Here is a 19,236-nt window from a genome sequence, read left to right as displayed (position 1 = left end):
AGCGCGAGGGGACCACGAGCTCGCCCCGCGCGAGCCGCGCCTTCGTCGCGCCCGGGATCCCCGCCGCGGCCTGGCTCACGGCGAGCGCGTCGCGCCTGCGTCCCGGGACAGCCCGAGCTCGCCGAGCAGCGCGCGCAGCTTCTCGGGCCCGCGCTTCGGATCGGCGAGCTTGACGATGGCGTAGCGCTCCTCCTCGGTCAGCTCCGCCAGGCGGCCGAGCGCGCCCTCGTCGAGCGCGCCGTCCGGGCCGAGCCGCTCGCGCAGCCGCGCGCTGACGCTGTCCCGATCCCAGGCGGCGCGGCGCACCGGCGCGCCCGCGAGGGGGGCGAGGGCGACCCCGGCGCGCTCCGCGAAGCCGCGGAGCACCTCGGCGTAGACGGCGACGTCCTCGTCCGTGTCGGCCGGCAGGTGACACAGGGCGAGCCGCTCCGCGCGCGACAGCGCCTGCCACCCCGCGAGCGAGATCTTGATCTCGGCGAGGTCCAGCTTCCGCCGCACCGAGAGCGGCACACAGTCGAGCAAGGCGTGGACCTCGCCCTCGAGCGCGAATTGCCTGTACATGGTGGCGCCATTCTATACCCGCTGCCCGCGCCCCGGACGCTCCGCGAGCGCGGCGCTGCCAGGAATGGGATGCGCGGCGCGGTTGCGCTAGCCTGCCGATGTGCGCCGCTCCGGGCTCCTCACGATGCTGCTCGCGTCGCTCGCGCTCGCGTCGCTGACCCCGAGCGCCCACGGCCAGGTCGCGCCGTCGGCGGCGGCGCCGGTGCCGCTCGACCGCGTCGTCGTGCGCTGGCACGCGCCCGAAACGGGCGGCGTGCGCCGGCCTCAGTTCATCTTCGAGCGGGAGCTCGCCTTCGAGGCCCGCCTCGAGGCGCTCGCCGATCCCGACGCGGAGCCCGGGTTGTACCGGGACAGGCATGTCCGCGCCGCGCTCGACAGGCACATCGCGGAGACGCTGCTCGCCAGCCTGCCCATCTCGCCGGCGCCGACCTCGGCCGAGGTGGCGCAGCGGGCCGAGGCCGCCCGGATCGCGCTGGAGCAGCGCGCTCGCGGCCGCGCGCGCCTCCTCGCCGCGGCGGCCGCCGAGGGGATGAGCTCCGACGAGCTCGACGCGCTGCTGCGCCGCCAGGCGCGCGCGAGCTTGTACCTGGATCGCATGGTCGCGCCGATGCTCGAGCCCACCGACTTCGAGCTCAAGATCGTCCTGCGCTCCGGCGCCACGCCGTTCAAGGATCAACGCTACGAGGAGGTCGCCCCGGCGCTGAAGCGCTGGGTTGTCGGGCAGCGGCTCGCCCAGGCGCTCGACGCGTACTACCAGAACGCGCGGGCCCGGGTCTCCTTGAGCATCATGCCCGCTCGCTGAGCCGCGCCGAGCGACCGGCTGCGCGCCACGTCGAGCCGCACGACCGGGCGGCAGGAGAGCAGAAGTCCATCCCGCGGGTCGATTCCACCTCTCGATACGAAGGACAGCACCAGACATCGTGAAGAGGGCTCACGAGCCGTCGTTCATGCGGAGGATGGAGGCCTCTCTTTCAACGACTCGGGCGCTCGGCGCGGCGAGCCGGTGGCCTGACGGCGCTCGCCGCAACTGCGCCCGGAGGCCTGCCAGGCACCACCCGGCCTCGCCGAAGCAGATGGGATGTCTCGGGGCGACAGCGCAACGCCCTTCCTGGACAAGAACATGTCCACCCGCGCTGCACTGCAATCGAGACTGACCCGCTCTGGATCAGCGGCGGTCGTTGCGCCGTTGCAACGCGATGCGTTATCGTGTCGACCATGAGCGATCTGCCTGCGCTCTGCGGCACGGTCCTGCGCGCGCGCGCAGGATCCGCTCGCTGGCGCGGCGCATTCGTTGCGCCGGCGAGCGTCAATGACGCTCAGCGGGGCCGGCGGCTCGCCCTGGGTTCAACCCAGGAGAGAGACGAGCACCTCGGCGACGCCCCGGCCGGGTGTCGACATGAAATGCCAGGTTCGAGGTCCCGAAACACGCGCCACACCGTCGCGCGCGGCGGCGCCATCGCCCTGCGAAAGCGCAGCTGGTCGGGGCTCGCCAATGCAGCCTTCCTGTCCGTGTCACGCGCGTGGCGCGCACCGAGTAACGCACCAGGAGGCACCCGTGAATTCTTCTGGCAACACTTCAGCCAGCGCGAGCCTGTTTTGGTGCGATGCGTCATTTTGGGCCCCCCTTCCGGACCGCGGAAGAGAGCCGGTCCTGCTTAACCAAGTGATTTCGATTACTTAATAATAACGCGCCGCAGAAGATGACAAACTGCCGAAGGGTGTTCGGAGACCTTTGACATGAACAGAACGTTCCTGTTAACTGTGCCCCCCGCGGGCCCCGCATGTGTGGCAGCGGGTGGCTCTTTCCTACAGAGTCAACTTGGATTCTCTTGACAGGCCACTACCTCTGCCGCGCTTGGCCATCTGGCCGAATCACCTCCCATCACCCCAAAGCACACTCCCAGAGAATGGATAGGAGCGTCGTTCGATGACATCACTTATGAGAGACAGGTCGTCGGTCCCCAGCAAGCGAATCGCGGGTCGGCGCGCCGCTGTCCGAGCCCTCGGGCTGCTTTCCGTCTCCGCCCTTTGCCTCACGGCGGCGCCGCGGTCGGCTCACGCGGTGGGGAGCGAGAATTTTGAGTGGCACTGGTACTCACGCCTCGGCATGGCGTGGTCCCCGGTCTACGGGCAGAACGTCCAGGGCGCGTCCCTGAACCTGCTCGGGTTCGGCATCGGCGGCCGCTACGAAGAGGGCGATTACTCCGAGCCGTCGTTCGTCGCGCACGTGGTGAAGGGCGCGACGCCGGATGACTTCTACGTCAAGTCCGAGATGACGTTCGCCATCTGGAACCAGTACGGCGGGCCGTTCATGCAGCCGTCCTCGAACGGTGGCCAGTCGATCACGGTGCAGTTCAACCAGGCGTACATCGAGGCCGGCAACTTCCTCGTCCCGGGCCTCAGCGTCTGGGGCGGCGCGAAGTTCTTCCGCGAGCAGTACGCGCCCATCGGCGACTACTTCTACCTCGACGACCTCAGCGGCCAGGGCGGCGGTATCAAGTACGGCGGCCTGCAGCTCGCGATCCTCGGGTATCGCGGCTTTGGAAACACCACCCCCCCCTACAACGTCGACGTGAACGGCGACGGCGGCGTGGACGTCGAGCGCTTCCGCACCATCTTCGCCGGTAACTACAAGGCGGAGTTCGGCGGCGAGGCCAAGCACCACGTCAAGGTCCACGGCGAGTTCCACGTCCTGCCGGCCGCGAAGCGGGGTGAGGGGTGGGCGGTGCCCGACAACGCGCCGGCGGACTTCGGCGGCGTCATCGGCGCGAAGCTGCACCTCGGCCTCGGCCAGGGCAACTTCAGCGACACGGCGGTGCGCTTCGGCACCGGCATCGCCAACGGCGCCGCCGGCGGCGCGAAGACGTACCAGACCTGGGGCGCCGCGAACGACGAGGGCACCTTCGCGGGCTCCTTCGCCATCGAGGCGGTCGAGCACCTCGGCTTCCGGCTCGGCGACGCCGCCGCCCTGGAAGGCCTCGCCACCTTCCACTACACGAAGGCGGCGTACGAGGCCGAGGGCGCCGCGCCCCCCACGGCCCTCGAGAAGCAGATGGACTTCTCGGTCCAGGCGAACGCCACGATCTTCGCGCACAAGAACTTCCACCCCGTCGTCGAGGCCTCGTTCCAGGGCCGCAAGGACGGCGACGGCGACCTGGGCACCGCGGTCAAGGTCTCGGTCGTCCCGACCCTCGTGCCGACCGGCGAGCTCAGCGCCGGCGCGCGGCCGCACTTCAAGCTCATCTACTCGCTCGCCATCTACAACGATGCGGCGAGGGACGCGGCGATGTCCGGCTACCTGCAGCGCGTTGGCGCCGGTCCGGGCGTCGGGTCGAAGGTCGGCCAGTACATCGGTGCCCGCACCGACTGGTACTTCTAGACCGCTCGGCGATCGAAGCCGCCGCTCCCCTCCGTTCCCCCACCCACCCTCAGGCCAGCGCCCCGGCGCCGCGATCGCGGCGCCGGCGGCGCGCCCTCACGCCGTGTCGCTGCGCGACTCGCTCGCGATCTCCTGCGAAGCAGGCCCGGCGTCGTCGTCTACCGGCCCCTGGGCCTCGTGGTAGTGGTGCGCGAACGAGCGCGCCGCGCGGCGCGCCTTCAGGAACTCCGCGAACGCCGTCAGCGTATCGAGATCCCGCGGACCGAGCGCCTCGGCGATGTCGCGGAGGTTCTTGCGCAGGCTCTCCACGCTCTTGCCGCGGCGGGGCTCTCGCGTCTCCTCGCGCTCGCGCGCCGGCGGCTCCACCGCAGGGACCGCCGGGACGATCGGCTCCGGACGAGACGGCACCTCCGGCACCCAGAGCGGGCGAGGGACCGGGTTCAGCGCATGGGCGCTGAGCCACGCCTCCATGAAGATCCGCAGCCGCTCGCTGCGGAACGCGAACCAGCGCTCCCGCTCCGGACCGTAGGACATCAACACATCCTTGAAGCGACGGAACGCGCCCTTGCCATCGATCGCCTGGCTGAGCTTCGCCTGGAGATCCATGTCTTCCACCATCGGGATGTAGCGCTCCATCCACCGGTACTGCTCGCGCGAGCTCACGGGATCGATCCGGAGGTAGTTCGCGTCTGCCGCGATGCGCGCGTGCATCTGCGGATCCGCCACGCCGTCGACCACCCGCAGCACGTCGCCCGTGCCGAGGTGCAGGTACGAGTGCACCTCTGGGGCGTTGTTCTCGAAGGCGTCCTCCAGCGCCTCCCAGTCGATCGGGATGTCGCGAACGGCCGTCCCGCCGGCTGAAGCATTCTCGGTAGTCGGCATGTCCTCCTCGTCTCCATCGAAAGCAGCGAGGCGGCGGTGGGCTGGCCGCGCGCCTCGGTTCAAGTGCACCAAGTTTGAACGGAAATGCGCCGTCGTCATAGCACTCTACGCTGGTTGGGGGCTTCTGGGCCTAACTCTCGCAACCTAGGGTTGATTCCTTGATCCGGAAGCCCGTTCGGCCGCCGAGCCGCGGCGCGATGACGGCTCGGGAGAGAGCTTCGGAAGACCTGGTTCAAGCGGAAAACAGCGTGGAAATTCAGGGGAATCGGCGAGTGCTCAGCTGCGCTTCGAGCGCGTGCGGGCGACGGCGTCGGCCCAGCGGTGGAGGTGGGCGGATCGAGCCGCTTCGCTCATCTCGACCTGGAAGCTCTGCCCCACACGGGACATGCGGGCCGCGTCCTCCTTCGTGAGGAAGAGGCCGGCGCCGACCCCGGCGAGCATTGCCGCGCCTCGCGCCGTCGTCTCCAGGTCGGTGGGGCGCTCGATAGCGACGTTCGCCACGTCCGCCTGGAACTGCATGAGCAGGTCGTTCGCGGCGGCGCCGCCGTCCACGCGCATCCGGCGCAGCGGGTGGCCCAGGTCGTCGGCCATGGCCCGCACGAGATCCGTCACGGAGAGCGCGATTCCCTCGAGCGTCGCGCGGGCGAGGTGCGCCGCGGTCGTGCCGCGCGTCACCCCGGAGATGATCCCGCGAGCGTCCGGATCCCAGTAGGGCGCGCCGAGGCCCGAGAGCGCCGGGACGAACGTGACGCCCTCGCTCGATGGCACGCTGCGGGCGAGCGCCTCGATCTCCGCCGCGCTCTTGATGAGGCCCAGGCCGTCGCGGAGCCACTGCACCGCCGCGCCGGCGATAAAGGCGCTTCCCTCGAGCGCAAAGACCACCTCGGAGCCGATCTTCCACCCGACGGAGGTGAGCAGGCCGAAGCGGCTCCTGAGCGGGCGATCGCCGATGTTGGTCAGCACGAACGCGCCGGTGCCATAGGTGCACTTCGCGTCGCCCGTCGCGAAGCAGGCCTGGCCGAAGAGGGCCGCCTGCTGGTCGCCCGCGACGCCGGCGATCGGGATGCCGTCGGGCAGGTGCGGGAAGCCGCGAGTCGCCGCGATGCGGCCCGCCGAGCCGACGATCTGCGGCAAGAGCGAGCGCGGGATCTGGAGCATCGCGAGCATCGCGTCGTCCCAGCTCAGCGACGCGAGGCTCATGAGCAGGGTGCGCGACGCGTTGGTGACGTCGGTCGCGTGCACCGGCGAGCCGCCGGCCGCGTCGCCCGAGAGCCGCCAGACGAGGAAGCTGTCGATGGTGCCGAAGCAGAGCTCGCCGCGCTCGGCGCGCGCGCGCGCGCCGGGCACGTTGTCCAGGAGCCACGCGAGCTTCGTGCCGCTGAAGTACGGATCGAGCACGAGGCCGGTGGTCTCCTCGACCGCCTGCTCGTGGCCCGCGGCGCGGAGCTCGGCGCAGCGCGCCGCCGTGCGGCGGTCCTGCCACACGATCGCGCGGTGGATCGGGCGCCCGGTCGCGCGCTCCCAGACGAGCGTCGTCTCGCGCTGGTTCGTGATGCCGATGGCCTTGATCGCGCTGCCGGCCACGCCCGCGACCCTGAGCGTCTCGCCCACGGCATCCTGAACGCTCTGCCAGATCTCCTCCGGGTCGTGCTCGACGAGGCCCGGCTCCGGGAAGTGCTGGCGAAATTCGCGCGTCGCGCGGCCCAGCGTCGCGCCCGACGTATCCATGAGGAGAGACGTCGTTCCGGTGGTGCCCTGATCGATCGCGAGGAGGTACGCGGAATCCATGCGGCCGACTAACGCGGCGGCATGTGGGCGCATAGCCGTTCCAGGCGGCGCCTCCATGAGATGCAGGGCCCGGTCAGCTAATCATCCGGTCAGGTATCCATGCGACAGCCGGCGACAGCCGCCCCGGGCGGTCGAGCTCGGCGCAGGGGTTTCCTGCGGGGCGAAGGCCCATTTTGCGCGGCCCGGCACGGTCGCTCCCCGCGGCCGGCGCTGGACTTCGGCCGGAAAGATTGTCGGTCCGTGCCCGGCTGGGTAATCTGCCAGAACCGATGGCCCGCCTCATCCTGCAGACCGCCGAGGGCCAGCAGGCGATCGATCTGCGACCCGTGAACTCGCTGGGGCGCCACCCGAACAACTCCATCCAGTTGCTCGACAAGATCGTCTCCAAGGAGCACTGCATCATCGAGCAGCGGGGCGATCACTTCGTCCTGCGCGATCTGGGGAGCCTGAACGGCACGTTCATCAACAGCGAGCGTGTCCGGGGCGAAGCGCCGCTGAAGCACGGGGACGAGATCGCCCTGGGGTCGACGCGTGGGCGCTTCGACGATCCGGCCGCCCCGGTCGCGCCGCCCCTCGTCCCGGGCTGGCCGCCCGTGGTCAACCACCAGGGCGCGGCGCCGGCGCAGCCGCAGGGCCACGGGTATCCGCCGCAGCAGCCGCAGTACCAGCGCCAGCCGCCGCAGCCGCCGCTCCCGGGCACGCCGGTGGCGCCGCCGGTGACGCGGCAGCCGTACGTGCCGCCGCCGCCGCTGGGCGCCGGGCCGGGCGGGACCGCGCCGCTGCCGGGGCGCTCGGGGGCGCACGGAGGCTCGTTCGTCGCGCAGGGCACCCGCATCGACGTGAACGATCAGGCCCGGCAGATCGGGACGCAGATCGCCGCGGTCGACAAGGGGTTTTTGGCGTTCGATCGGATCGCCAACGACATGAACCAGCTGCGCGCCGACTACGAGCGGCTGCGCCTGTCGCACGAGCTGTCCCGCGAGATCGCCGCCGAGCGCGACACGACGAAGCTGCTCGAGAAGATCCTCACGAGCGTGTTCAAGTTCATCCGCGCCGACCGCGGGGTGATCTTCCTGCGCAACGAGAACGGCGAGCTCACCCCGCAGGCCATGCAGCGGCGCGACGGGACGACGGCCCCGATCAGCGTTTCGTCGACGATCCTGAACCACGTCGTCCACGAGCGGGCCGCGGTGCTGACCCACGACGCGGCGATGGACTTCGCGGCGTCGAAGGGCAAGAGCATGATCTTGAACCGGATCAGCTCGGCGATCGTCGCCCCGCTGCAGCACAACAGCGAGGTGCTCGGCGTGCTCTGGCTCGACTCGGAGACGCTCGCGCAGTTCCAGCCCAAGGACCTCGAGCTGGTGACGGCCATCGCCTACCAGGCGGCGATGTTCATCGAGATCAACATCCTCGGGAAGAAGATCGAGAACGAGATCGTCACGCGCGAGCAGCTGCGCCGGCTGCTCTCGCCGAACATCGCCGAGCGCGTGCTGAGCGGCCAGCTCGCCGTGAAGCAGGGCGGCCAGCACGTCGAGGAGTGCACCGTCTTCAACAGCGACATCCGCGGCTTCACGCGCATGGCCGAGAGCAAGCGGCCCGAGGAGCTCGTCGAGATGCTGAACCTCTACTTCGAGCGGATGGTCGACACGATCTTCCAGTTCGAAGGCACGCTCGACAAGTTCATGGGCGACGGGATCATGGCGCTCTGGGGCGCGCCGGTCGCCCACCGGGACGATGCGGTCCGCAGCGTGGAGTGCGCGCTGAAGATGGGCGAGGTGCTCGGCGAGTTCAACCGCGAGCGGCTCGAGAAGGGCGAGCTGCCGCTCGCGGTCGGCATCGGGATCCACACCGGCCCGCTCGTCGCCGGGTACATCGGGAGCTCGAAGGCGCTCAGCTACACGGTGATCGGCGACGTGGCGAACACGTCGGCGCGGCTCTGCTCCATCGCGCTGGCCGGACAGATCGTCATCAGCGAGAGCACGTACGCGCAGCTCGGGGGAAGGTTCGAGACCGAGGAGCTCCAGCCCGCCAAGGTGAAGGGCAAGGACAAGCCGGTCACGATCTACAACGTCATCCGGAGCCGGCCGATGTCGCAGGTCCCGGCGAACGCCTTCATCCACGCCGAGCCGACCAACGCCCTGCCCGAATGACCGAGGTGACGCGGCGCCTCGGCCGATCGGCCGGGGCGTGCGCGCGCGTCATCCCGTGGACGATGCAGCGCGGCAGCACAGCGCCGTAGCCGTCCGCCTGCTGCAGCGTTAGGGTCCGGGCCGTGGCTGCTTCGATCCTACCCTTTGAGAAACCTGTCGCAGAGCTCATCGAGAAGGTGCGGGAGCTGCGCGCGCTCGCCGCGGCGGACCCGCGGTTCGAGCCGGAGCTCGCCCAGCTCGAGGACAACACGGGCCGGCTGGCGCGCGAGATCTTCGCGGGCCTCACGCCGATGCAGAAGGTGCTGCTCTCGCGCCACGCGAACCGGCCGTACACGCTCGATTACATCAAGCGGCTCTTCACCGACTGGGTCGAGCTGAAGGGCGATCGGCGCTTCGCCGACGACTGCTCCATCGTGGGCGGGCTCGCGACGTACCACGGGCGGAGCGTGGTGGTGGTGGGCCACCAGAAGGGGCGCGGCGCGAAGGAGAACGTGAAGCGCAACTTCGGGATGCCGCACCCGGAGGGCTACCGGAAGGCCATCCGGCTCTACGAGATGGCCGACAGGTTCGGGCTGCCGATCCTGACGTTCATCGACACGATGGGCGCGTACCCGGGCATCGGCGCCGAGGAGCGCGGCCAGAGCGAGGCGATCGGCGCCGCGCTCGCCGCGATGGCGCGGGTCGGGGTGCCGATCGTGGCGACCGTCATCGGCGAGGGGGGCTCGGGCGGCGCGCTGGCGCTCGGCGTCGCCAACCGGGTGCTTGTGCTCGAGTTCAGCTGCTACTCGGTCATCTCGCCGGAAGGCTGCGCGGCCATCCTCTGGAAGGACGGCTCCCGCGCCGACGAGGCCGCGGCCCGGCTCAAGATCACCGCGCCGGATCTGCTGCAGCTCGGCGTCGTGGACACGATCGTCGAGGAGCCGACCGGCGGCGCGCACCAGGATCACGACGACGCCGCGGTGCGGCTCGACAAGGCGCTCTGGGCGACGCTCTCGTCGATGGACGGGCTCGGGCCGGAGGAGCTCGTCGACGATCGGTACCGCAGGTTCCGCGGGCTCGGGTCGTTCGTGGGTTAGGCGGCGCGCCGCCCCGGCTGGCTCTCCCTGAGCGCCGGGGCTATACGGCTCGCGGATGGACTACGGCAAGGCGGTGCGGATGCTGCTGCTCGTGGGCACCAGCGCCGCCGCCGGCGGCGCGGTCCTCTGGACGCAATCGAGGTTCAACGCCTCGGACCGCAGGGCGGCGCTCGGCGTCGTGCAGCAGTACCGCCCCGAGGGCGGCCGGAGCGTGCCGGAGGCGATCGGCGCGCGGCACCCGGGAAAGGCGCCCGCCTGGAGCGCCACCACCGAGTCGGCCTGCTTCCAGCACGTCCGCGTTCGCGCGACGATCGAGGGCGAGGCGCGCGCGCGGTACGACTTCCTCGTCGACATCAACGGGCCCTCGATCCACCCGGGCAACGCCGAGGGCGAGGCGATCCTCGGCGAGCTCACGCTCCGGCCGGCCGAGTCCGCCGCGGCGCCGGGGGCGCCGTGAGCGCCGCGAGCGTCCGGGTCGCGCTGGTGGGCTGCGGGCGGTGGGGGGAGAAGCTCCTCCGCGCGCTGTCGGAGAGCGCGCGGGCGCGCGTTGTCGCGGTGGCGGACGTCGACCGCGGCCGCCTCTCGCGGGCGCGCGCGATTGCCCCGCGGGCGCGGCTCGTGCGCACGATCGACGAGGCGCTGGCCGCGCGCGTGGACGCGGTGATCATCGCGACCCCCGCGGCGAGCCACGCCGAGCTCGCGCTGCGGGCCCTCGAGGCCGGCGCAGACGTCTTCGTGGAGAAGCCGCTGGCCCTCTCCGCCGCGCAGGCCGATCGCTGCGCTTCCCGCGCCGCGGCGCTCGGCCGGATCGGCATGGTCGGCCACCTGCTCCGCTACCACCCCTCGGTGGTGCGCCTCGTCGCGCTCGCGCGCGAGCGGCGCCTCGGCGATCTCGTCAGCTTCAGCGCGGCGCGCCTGTCGATGAGCGCCGGCGCAGCCGGCGCGGGCGGCGGGGCCCGGTCGGCGCTCTGGACGCTCGGGCCGCACGATCTCTCGTTGCTCTCGGCGCTCGACTCGAGCCCGCTCGCCGAGGCGCGGGCCCACCTCTCGCCGTGCGGCGAGCTCGTCACGCTGGAGGCGCGCCTCGAGAGCGGCCTCGCGGCGCGGATCGAGCTCTGCTCGTCGAGCCCGGCGAAGGAGCGACGGCTGCGGCTCGTCGGCAGCGCGGGCGTCGCGGTCTTCGACGACGTGCGCGCGCCCGACCGCATCGTGTTCCTGGACGTGCGCGGCGCCGCGGCGGGCGCGCCGGCCGGCGAGCGCGCCGCGCACCTCGAGCTCGCGCCGGCCGGGCGCGAGCTCGAGGTGCCGTGGCGCGAGCCGCTCTCCGTGGAGATCGATCACTTCCTCCGCTGCGTCGAGGACCGCGCGCCGCCGCTGACGCCGCTCGACGAGGGCGCCGAGGTCGTGCGGATCCTCGAGCGCGTCGAGGCGACGCTCGCCCCCGTCGATGCGCGGGTGGTCGCCGCAGGGTGACATGCGTGACGTGCGTGACCGCGGTCCGTTCCGGCCAGCCCGAGGCGCCCGGCAGGGCGCGGAGGGCGCCGGCGCGGCCGAGCCCGCGGGAGCCCTGGAAACCTCGGAGACACCGCTGAATCCGAGAAAAGCGGAGCGGCGCGCGGCCGACGCGTCGCGGCGCTTTGCAGCGCCGGATCGGCGTGGTACTGCCGTCGCCTGGAAGGGCACGATGCCGCAGGATCCGAAGCTGACTCCCACTCAGGTCAAGGCGCCGCACGGCGCGACGGTGATGGAGATCCACTGGGCCGACGGCCACCGCAGCGTCCTTCCGCACGAGCTCCTGCGCGGGTACTGCCCGTGCGCGAACTGCCAGGGGCACGGCGGCACGATCAACTTCGTGCCCGGCGGCGACCTGAACGTCCGCGAGATCGAGCAGGTCGGCAACTACGCGCTCCAGTTCACGTGGGGCGATCGGCACGACTCGGGCATCTACACCTTCCGGTACCTGCGCTCGCTCTGCCAGTGCGACGAGTGCAAGCCGCAGTTCCAGCCGCCCCGCTCTAAGTGACCACCTCCCGCCGCGCCCCCAAGCCTCAAGCTGCTCCGACGACGCGCGCCGAGCGGCAGCTCGATCCGTTCCAGATCGTCGACTCGTCCTTCGTCGCCGGCGCGGGATCGCTCGCGTCGCTCCCTCCGCCCGTCAGCGCGGAGGTGGCGTTCGCCGGGCGCTCGAACGTCGGCAAGTCGAGCCTCATCAACACGCTCGTCGAGCGCAAAGGGCTCGTCCGGACGAGCTCGAACCCAGGCTCGACGCGGCAGATCAACCTCTACGAGGCGCGGGCCCGCGACGGCGCGGTGTTCCAGCTCGTGGATCTGCCGGGGTACGGCTTCACCCGGCGCTCGAAGTCCGAGCAAGCGGCGTGGGCGTCGCTGATCGAGGGGTACCTGCGCGGGCGCGTCACGCTCGCCGCGGTGTTGCTCCTGGTCGATGGGCGGCGGGGCCTCGAGGAGGACGATCTCGAGCTCATCCGCTTCATCGAGGCGTCCCGCGACGTCGCGCGACGGCCGGTGGAGCTGCTGCTCGTCGCGACGAAGGTCGACAAGGTGCAGCGCTCGTCGGTCCGTCGCGCGCTGGACCAGCTGTCCGCGGCGGCCCCGCGCATGGCGGGCGGCGCTCTCCGCCGCGCGATCGGCTTCTCGTCGATCACCGGCGAGGGCAGGCGGGATCTGTGGCTCGCGATCCGGCGCGTGACGCAGCTCGGCGGCGCGGCGCCGTCATCGAGCGGCGGCGCCGCGCGCGAGGACGATGACCAGCGGACGACCGACGGCTGACCTCGCCGAGGTGCGAGATCCGCGCAGAAACAGCGCGTCTCGCGGCGGAACAGGGCCGATGGAAGTATTGACCCGCCCTGTGGCCCTCCATTAACGTGCGGCTCCTCCGGTTCCGCGGGGGAAGTCACCAGAGCCGACGGACACGTCGCGGGGTGGTTGCAGAGCAAGACGCGCGTGCCGGCCCATGTTCTCACCGGCTGCCCCAACGATGCCCGACTACTCCGGCCAGGTCACGCACGTCCACACGGCGCTGGCGCCACTCTGGTGGATTCCGCTCCTGCCGATGCTCGGCGCGGTGATCAACGCGCTGTTTGGCCGTGCGTTGCAGCGGAGCGCGTTCGGCCGCGACGTGTCGAGGCGGCTCCACATCGGGAGCTTCGGCGTCACGCTCGTCGCCGTGGGCGCGATGCTGGGCGCCTTCGCTCTCGGGCTCGCTAGCTTCGTCCAGCTCATCGGGCTCGCTCCGGGGGAACGCGCGCTCTACAGCTTCGCCTGGCAGATGGTCCGCATCGGATCGCTCGACGCGAACTTCGCGTTCGTGATGGATCCGCTGAGCTGCCTCATGACGCTGATCATCACCGGCGTCGGCACGCTCATCCATGTTTACGCCGCCTCGTACATGGAGGCCGAGCCGGCGTACTGGCGATTCTTTACCTACCTGAACCTCTTCGTCTTCTCGATGTTGCTCCTCGTCCTCGGGGACAACTTCATCGTGATGTTCTTCGGCTGGGAGGGCGTCGGCCTCTGCAGCTATCTGCTCATCGGGTTCTGGTACAGCGACTACAAGAAGGCCTCTGCCGGCATGAAGGCCTTCGTCGTGAACCGGATCGGCGACTGGGGCTTCGTGTGCGGCCTCGCGCTCCTCTTCTGGGGTCTCGGCGCCAGGTGGCTCGACGACGGCCGGTTCCTCTCCGATTACCGCGCGCGCTTCATCGCGGTGGCCGCGGAGGCGCGCGGCGATCACGGCGCCTCCGCCGGGGTGCAGGACGGCGCGGGCGGCAAGGCGGGCGAGCGCAGGGCGCAGCCGCTCGCCGGGGCGAAGGGATACCTCACCTTCACCGGTCATCCCGGCGCGCGCGTGTACCTCGGTATCGCCGACGCCGCTCAGCTCGCCTCGAGCCCGCGGCCGTTCGGCGTGTCCCCCTTCATCCGCAAGGAGATCGACGCCGGGGCGCACTCCGTGGTGATCGTGCCGGGCGACGGCGCCGTGATCGGGGGCGATGGCCTCGAGATCGCCGCGATCGAGCGGATGCGCGTCGAGCCGGGCAAGGAGATCGTGGTGGCGACCGTGGGCTCGACGGTCACGTTCCGCGAGATCCACGATCAGCTCGTCATCAAGGACGCGAGCGGCAAGGCGTTCCTCAAGGATGCCCTCGAGTCGAAGACGGTGTGGGGCGGCGTCGCGCTGATCACGCTGGCTTGCCTCTTCCTCTTCGTCGGCGCCGCCGGCAAGAGCGCCCAGATCCCCCTCTACGTCTGGCTGCCGGACGCGATGGCCGGCCCGACCCCCGTCTCCGCGCTGATCCACGCCGCCACCATGGTCACGGCCGGCGTTTACATGGTCGCGCGCCTCAGCTTCCTGTTCTCGCTGAGCCCGGTCGCGGGCGGCGTCATCGCGCTCATCGGGGCCTCGACGGCGCTCCTCGCAGCGACGATCGGCTTCTTTCAGTACGACATCAAGAAGGTGCTCGCCTACAGCACGGTGAGCCAGCTCGGCTTCATGTTCATCGGGGTCGGCGTCGGGGCGTACTGGGCCGCCGTGTTCCACCTGATGACACACGCCTTCTTCAAGGCGTGCCTGTTCCTCGGCTCGGGCTCGGTGATCCACGGGATGCACGCGGTGGAGCACGACGAGGCCGCGGCCCAGGACATGCGCAACATGGGCGGCCTCCGCCGCGTCATGCCGCTCACGGCGCGGACGTACCAGGCGGCGTGCCTCGCCATCACCGCCGCGCCCATCCCGTTCTTCGCAGGCTTCTGGTCCAAGGACGAGATCCTCTGGAAGGCGTTCGGCACCGAGAACACCGGCCCGATCCCGGGGCTGCTCCTCTATGCGATGGGCCTCGCGGCGGCGCTCGGCACCTCGTTCTACATGTGGCGGAGCTACTTCCTGACGTTCGAGGGACCCCACGCCCGCAAGGAGATCGAGACCAAAGTCCATGAGTCGCCGCCGGCGATCACCTGGGTGCTCGCGGTGCTGGCCGTCCTGTCGGCGTTCGCGGGCGTCGTGTTCGGCTTCTCCAGCCACTTCGTCGGCGGCCACGGCGAGCCCCTGCTGGAGGCGTGGCTCCATCCGGTGTTCGCCCACGCCGACGTCTCGTTCCGGCGCCACGGGCTGGGGCTCGAGCTCGCGCTCATGGCGCTCTCCGTCGGCGGCGCGGTCGTCGCCTTCTCGCGCGCGCGCGCCCGCTACGGCGCGCGTCGCTCCGCGCGCTGGGCCGAGGAAGAGCGGCGGCTCCCGGGCTTCCAGCTCCTCTCGAACAAGTACTACGTCGACGAGATCTACGACGCGACTGTGGTGCGCGCCGCCCTCTCGCTGCGCCTCTTCTTCGCCGAGATGGACCGCTGGATCGTCGACGGCATCGTCAACGGGGTCGCGGTCCTGGCCCGGGCCGCCGCCTGGGTCACGGGCGCCATCGATCGGTACCTCGTCGACGGCGTCGTGAACCTCGTCGCCGAGGGCACGCTGAGCGCCGGGGCGAAGCTCCGCTCTCTGCAGACCGGGCGCATCCAGAGCTACGTCTATTTCCTCCTGGGCGGCGTCGCCTTGTTCAGCATCGTTCATTACTTCCTGCGGTGAACGGCCGATGTCGAACCTCTCCCTCGTCAGCATGCGCCGTGGATTCGCCCTCGCGAGATCGGCCAGGTCCACCTCGATGAAGCTCCTGATCCCCCTCCTTGTCGCGCTCTCCGTCGTGCTCGGGGCGGCGCCGCCGGCGCTGGCGCAGGCGCTCGAAGCGCCGAGGGCGCCCGGGCCGCGCGGCCAGATCGCGCTGCGCGCGGAGCCGCCCGGCGCGCCTGTCGAGCTCGCCGCGAACGGGCCGGATCACGTCGGCTCGTTCACGGTCGAGAACCAGGGCGACGGCCCCTTGAAGGTGACGCGGGTGATCGTGCGGACGTCCCCCGAGGACCCGCGCGTCCCGCCGGGCGTCAGCGTGGAGCTCGAGGGCGGCGGCGCCGCGGCGACCCTCCCGCCGGGCGCGAGCCGGAAGGTCGTGGTCCGGTGGAAGACCGCGGGCGTGCGCGCGCGGGAGCTCTACGGGCACGTCGTCGTCGAGTCCGACGCTGTGGCGGCCGGCGCGGCTGCGCCGGGGCGGACCGTCGCGATGGGCATCCACGCGGAGCGCGGGAGCAGCCTTGGCTTCGTCGGCGACCACATCCTCTCCATCCTGACGTTCCTGCCGCTGCTCGGCGTGGTCGCGGTCTTCCTCGCGCACCTCCTGCGTTACCGGGACGACAGGAAGCTCCGGCTGATGACCGTCGTGCTGATGGGCGTGAACCTCGTGCTCGCGGCGTGGCTCTACGCGCAGTTCGACCGGGGCTTCACCAGGGCCGACGGGAACGACGGCTACCAGTTCATCGAGCACGGCGTGTGGATCCGCTCGCTGAACGTCGAGTACTTCGTCGGCGTCGACGGCGTGTCGATCTCGATGGTCCTGCTCACGGCGCTGATCTCGTTCGTGGGCGCCCTCGCGAGCTACAGCGTCCACGACCAGCTCAAGGGCTACTTCGCGATGTACAACCTCCTCGTCACGGGGATGTTCGGCGTCTTCATCGCGCTCGACCTGTTCCTCTTCTTCGTCTTCTGGGAGGTGATGCTCCTGCCGATGTACTTCCTCATCGGCATCTGGGGCGGACCGCGGCGCGAGTACGCGGCGATCAAGTTCTTCCTCTACACGCTGGCCGGCAGCGTCTTCATGCTGCTCGCGTTCATCTGGTTCTACCTGAACGCCGGCCACACCTACCTGGTCGACGGCCAGGCCACCGAGCGCATCTTCTCGATCCCGGAGCTCTCGCGGGTCGCCTGGGCGGCGCAGGGGCTCACGATCCTCGGCGTCGCCGCGGTGAAGGTGGTCTGGATCTGGCTCTTCGTCGGGTTCGCCATCAAGATCCCGATGTTCCCGTTCCACACCTGGCTGCCGGACGCCCATGTGGAGGCGCCGACCGCGATCAGCGTGATCCTCGCGGGGGTGCTCCTCAAGATGGGCACCTACGGCATCCTCCGCATCAACTTCACCCTGCTGCCCGAGGCGACGCAGTGGGCCGCGCCGGCCATGGCGGTGTTCGGGGTGGTGAACATCCTCTACGGCGCCTTCTGCGCCATGGCGCAGTGCGACCTGAAGAAGCTCGTGGCCTACTCCTCCGTCAGCCACATGGGCTTCACGCTGCTGGCGCTCGGCGCGATGACGCCGCAGGGCATCCAGGCCTGCCTCGTCCAGATGTTCAACCACGGCCTGATCACCGGGATGCTCTTCACCCTGGTCGGCGTGGTCTACGACCGCGTGCATACGCGCGACATCGACAGGTTCGGCGGCCTCGCCTCGGAGATGCCGCTCTACACCGCCCTCGTCGGCTTCGCGTTCATGGCGTCGCTCGGCCTGCCCGGCCTGTCCGGCTTCTGGGGGGAGGCGATGACGTTCATCGGCGCCTTCCCGCGCTACCGCGCCCTCACGATCCTCGCCGCCGTCGGCGTGATCCTCACCGCGGCCTACCACCTCTGGGCGCTCCAGCGGATGTTCCTCGGCACGTTCCGCGCGTCGTGGCGGCAGAGCAAGTACCTCGAGCCGTTCGGCGGGAAGTTCCCGGAGATCAGCGGGCGAGAGCTCGCGTCGATCGCGCCGCTCGCGGCGCTGGTCCTCGTCCTCGGCTTCTGGCCGCGCCCGCTGCTCAGCCTCATCGATCGCGGGGCCCTCGACGTGCACCGCCTCGTCGACAGGCCGGGGCAGTCCCAGATCGCCGGCGCGCCGAGCGCAGACAGCGCGGGCGGCGCCGCGTACGCCCGCGCGGGCGCCCCGGAGGAGGGCGCCTCGCCGGGCCAGGGCGCCCTCGCCAGCGCCAGGTAAGCCGTGGAACCCCGCACCCTCGACAACGTGGCGAGCCTCGCCTACTTCGCGCCGGAGCTCGTCCTCATCGCGGCGGCCCTGCTGCTCGTCGTGTGGGATCTCGCGTCCCCGGCGCGCCTCAAGCTCGCCGGCCTCGTGAGCCTCAGCCTCGCGGCGCTCGCCTGCTCGGGCGGGCTGGGCGCGTACTTCCTGGCGACGGACGCCGCCCCTCGCGCGCTCTTCCACGGCCTGCTCGCGTTCGATCGCTTCTCGAACCTCTTCCGCGTGATCTTCGCGCTCGTCACCGGGGCGATCGTCCTCTTCGTGGTGCCCCCGCGGGCCCCCGGGATCGAGCCCGAGCTCCGCCGCGACTCGGGTGAGCTCTTCACGCTGATCCTCGTGCTCTCGCTGGGCATGAACCTGATGGCGGCGAGCCGCCACCTGCTGCTCATCTACCTGTCGCTCGAGCTCGTCAGCGTCATCAGCTTCGTTCTGGCGGGCTTCAAGATCGACGACGCGAAATCGAGCGAGGCGGCGCTGAAGTACGTCATCTTCGGCGGCGTCGCGTCGGGGATCATGCTCTACGGGATGAGCTGGATCTTCGGCATCACCGCGTCGATGCGGCTCGACGAGTGCGCGGCGCGGATCGCCGTTCTCACGGCGCAGCAGGGCAAGGTGCCGGAGGTCGTGTTCGTCGGCACGGCCTTCATGCTCGCGGGCTTCGGCTACAAGATCAGCGCCGCCCCGTTCCACATGTGGACGCCCGACGTGTACGAGGGCGCGCCGACCCCGGTGACCGCGTTCCTCTCGGTGGGGCCGAAGGCGGCCGGCTTCGCGGTGCTGATCCGCTTCTTCTCGGACGCGCTCGGCGCCGGGAGCGCGCCGCCCGGCGTCGCGACGCCGTGGCCCGTGCTCTTCGGCTGCCTCGCGATGGCGACCATGACCGTCGGCAACCTGTCGGCGCTCGAGCAAGAGAACGTGAAGCGCATGCTCGCCTACTCGAGCATCGCGCACGCGGGGTACATGCTGCTCGGCTTCTCGGTGTTCAGCGGCGCCGGCGTCGCCGCGATCGCCTTCTACATCGTCACCTACTGCTTCATGAACCTCGGCGCGTTCATGGTGGTGATGGCCGTGGCCGAGGAGAGCGGCGGAGACGAGACGTTCGCCGCCTTCCGGGGGCTCGGGCGCCGCGCCCCGCTCGTCGCCGCAGCGATGGCCGTGTTCCTCGTCTCGCTCACCGGCCTGCCTCCGACGGCGGGCTTCATCGGCAAATTCTACCTCTTCTCGGCGCTGCTCGCCGCCGGGGGCGCGTGGAGCTGGGGTATCGCGGTCGTCGGCGTGCTGAACAGCGTGATCTCGCTCTTCTATTACGCGCGCCTCCTCCGCACGATGTATCTCGACAGGAGCGATCGCACCGAGCCCACACCGGTGCGGCCGCTGCTCGGCGCGACGACGTGCGCGCTCGCGGTTCCGACCGTGCTGCTCGGGGTCTACTGGGGGCCAGTTTACGACTTCGTGGCGCGCTCGGTGACGATCCTGCGCTGAGCGCTGAGCGCTGTGCCACGGCG

The 19,236-nt window shown here is 70.7% G+C and carries 14 protein-coding genes; 11 read left to right on the top strand and 3 right to left on the bottom strand.

Annotation, left to right across the window (positions count from 1 at the left end; translation table 11 throughout):
* Positions 1 to 75 precede the first annotated feature (75 nt).
* Positions 76 to 561: a nitrate reductase associated protein gene (locus WMF11_RS42710; RefSeq protein ID WP_437904813.1), complete on the bottom strand. Its 486-nt coding sequence runs from the start codon at positions 559 to 561 to the stop codon at positions 76 to 78.
* Between the two features lie 100 nt (positions 562 to 661).
* On the opposite strand from WMF11_RS42710, the gene WMF11_RS42705 reads away from it, so the two are divergent.
* Together WMF11_RS42705 and WMF11_RS42700 are read left to right on the top strand one after the other, a co-directional pair.
* On the top strand, positions 662 to 1,363 hold the full coding sequence (locus WMF11_RS42705) for a hypothetical protein (protein WP_437904812.1): 702 nt from the start codon (positions 662 to 664) through the stop codon (positions 1,361 to 1,363).
* A gap of 1,305 nt (positions 1,364 to 2,668) precedes the next feature.
* Entirely contained in the window at positions 2,669 to 3,940 is a 1,272-nt protein-coding gene (locus WMF11_RS42700) for a carbohydrate porin (protein ID WP_437974850.1), read from the top strand.
* A 96-nt stretch (positions 3,941 to 4,036) separates the two neighbouring features.
* Here the strand turns inward: WMF11_RS42700 and WMF11_RS42695 are convergent, their stop codons facing one another.
* Together WMF11_RS42695 and glpK are read right to left on the bottom strand one after the other, a co-directional pair.
* The gene (locus tag WMF11_RS42695; protein ID WP_437545893.1) at positions 4,037 to 4,822 is read right to left on the bottom strand and encodes a UPF0158 family protein; all 786 of its coding nucleotides are present in this window, start codon (positions 4,820 to 4,822) and stop codon (positions 4,037 to 4,039) included.
* A gap of 276 nt (positions 4,823 to 5,098) precedes the next feature.
* Positions 5,099 to 6,643, bottom strand: a complete 1,545-nt coding sequence (glpK, locus tag WMF11_RS42690) for a glycerol kinase GlpK (RefSeq protein ID WP_437974849.1) — start codon at positions 6,641 to 6,643, stop codon at positions 5,099 to 5,101.
* 236 nt (positions 6,644 to 6,879) lie between these two features.
* Between glpK and WMF11_RS42685 the strand changes: the two genes are divergently transcribed.
* The 9 genes from WMF11_RS42685 (at position 6,880) to WMF11_RS42645 (ending at position 19,213) form a co-directional block, all read left to right on the top strand.
* Positions 6,880 to 8,763, top strand: a complete 1,884-nt coding sequence (locus tag WMF11_RS42685) for an adenylate/guanylate cyclase domain-containing protein (RefSeq protein ID WP_437545890.1) — start codon at positions 6,880 to 6,882, stop codon at positions 8,761 to 8,763.
* 122 nt (positions 8,764 to 8,885) lie between these two features.
* Positions 8,886 to 9,839, top strand: a complete 954-nt coding sequence (locus WMF11_RS42680) for an acetyl-CoA carboxylase carboxyltransferase subunit alpha (protein ID WP_437711984.1) — start codon at positions 8,886 to 8,888, stop codon at positions 9,837 to 9,839.
* 55 nt (positions 9,840 to 9,894) lie between these two features.
* Positions 9,895 to 10,296: a hypothetical protein gene (locus WMF11_RS42675; protein ID WP_437545886.1), complete on the top strand. Its 402-nt coding sequence runs from the start codon at positions 9,895 to 9,897 to the stop codon at positions 10,294 to 10,296.
* On the top strand, positions 10,293 to 11,312 hold the full coding sequence (locus WMF11_RS42670) for a Gfo/Idh/MocA family protein (RefSeq protein WP_437974848.1): 1,020 nt from the start codon (positions 10,293 to 10,295) through the stop codon (positions 11,310 to 11,312). The genes WMF11_RS42675 and WMF11_RS42670 overlap by 4 nt, the downstream gene beginning before the upstream one ends.
* Before the next feature lie 211 nt (positions 11,313 to 11,523).
* Positions 11,524 to 11,862, top strand: a complete 339-nt coding sequence (locus WMF11_RS42665; RefSeq protein ID WP_437545883.1) for a gamma-butyrobetaine hydroxylase-like domain-containing protein — start codon at positions 11,524 to 11,526, stop codon at positions 11,860 to 11,862.
* On the top strand, positions 11,859 to 12,626 hold the full coding sequence (gene yihA / locus WMF11_RS42660; RefSeq protein WP_437974847.1) for a ribosome biogenesis GTP-binding protein YihA/YsxC: 768 nt from the start codon (positions 11,859 to 11,861) through the stop codon (positions 12,624 to 12,626). Before WMF11_RS42665 ends, yihA begins: the two co-directional genes overlap by 4 nt.
* A 208-nt stretch (positions 12,627 to 12,834) precedes the next feature.
* A complete protein-coding gene (locus WMF11_RS42655) occupies positions 12,835 to 15,426 on the top strand; it encodes an NADH-quinone oxidoreductase subunit L (RefSeq protein WP_437904806.1) in 2,592 nt (863 codons plus the stop codon).
* A 7-nt stretch (positions 15,427 to 15,433) separates the two neighbouring features.
* Positions 15,434 to 17,689, top strand: coding sequence for a complex I subunit 4 family protein (locus tag WMF11_RS42650; protein ID WP_437974846.1), 2,256 nt, complete (start codon positions 15,434 to 15,436; stop codon positions 17,687 to 17,689).
* A gap of 3 nt (positions 17,690 to 17,692) precedes the next feature.
* Positions 17,693 to 19,213 (top strand): NADH-quinone oxidoreductase subunit N, encoded by a 1,521-nt coding sequence (locus WMF11_RS42645; RefSeq protein ID WP_437974845.1) that lies wholly within the window; start codon positions 17,693 to 17,695, stop codon positions 19,211 to 19,213.
* The last annotated feature ends 23 nt before the right edge of the window (positions 19,214 to 19,236 follow it).

The organism is Sorangium sp. So ce295 (assembly GCF_051527405.1).
Lineage (GTDB): Bacteria > Myxococcota_A > Polyangia > Polyangiales > Polyangiaceae > Sorangium > Sorangium cellulosum_B.
This window is presented reverse-complemented; position numbering and strand designations above follow the sequence as displayed.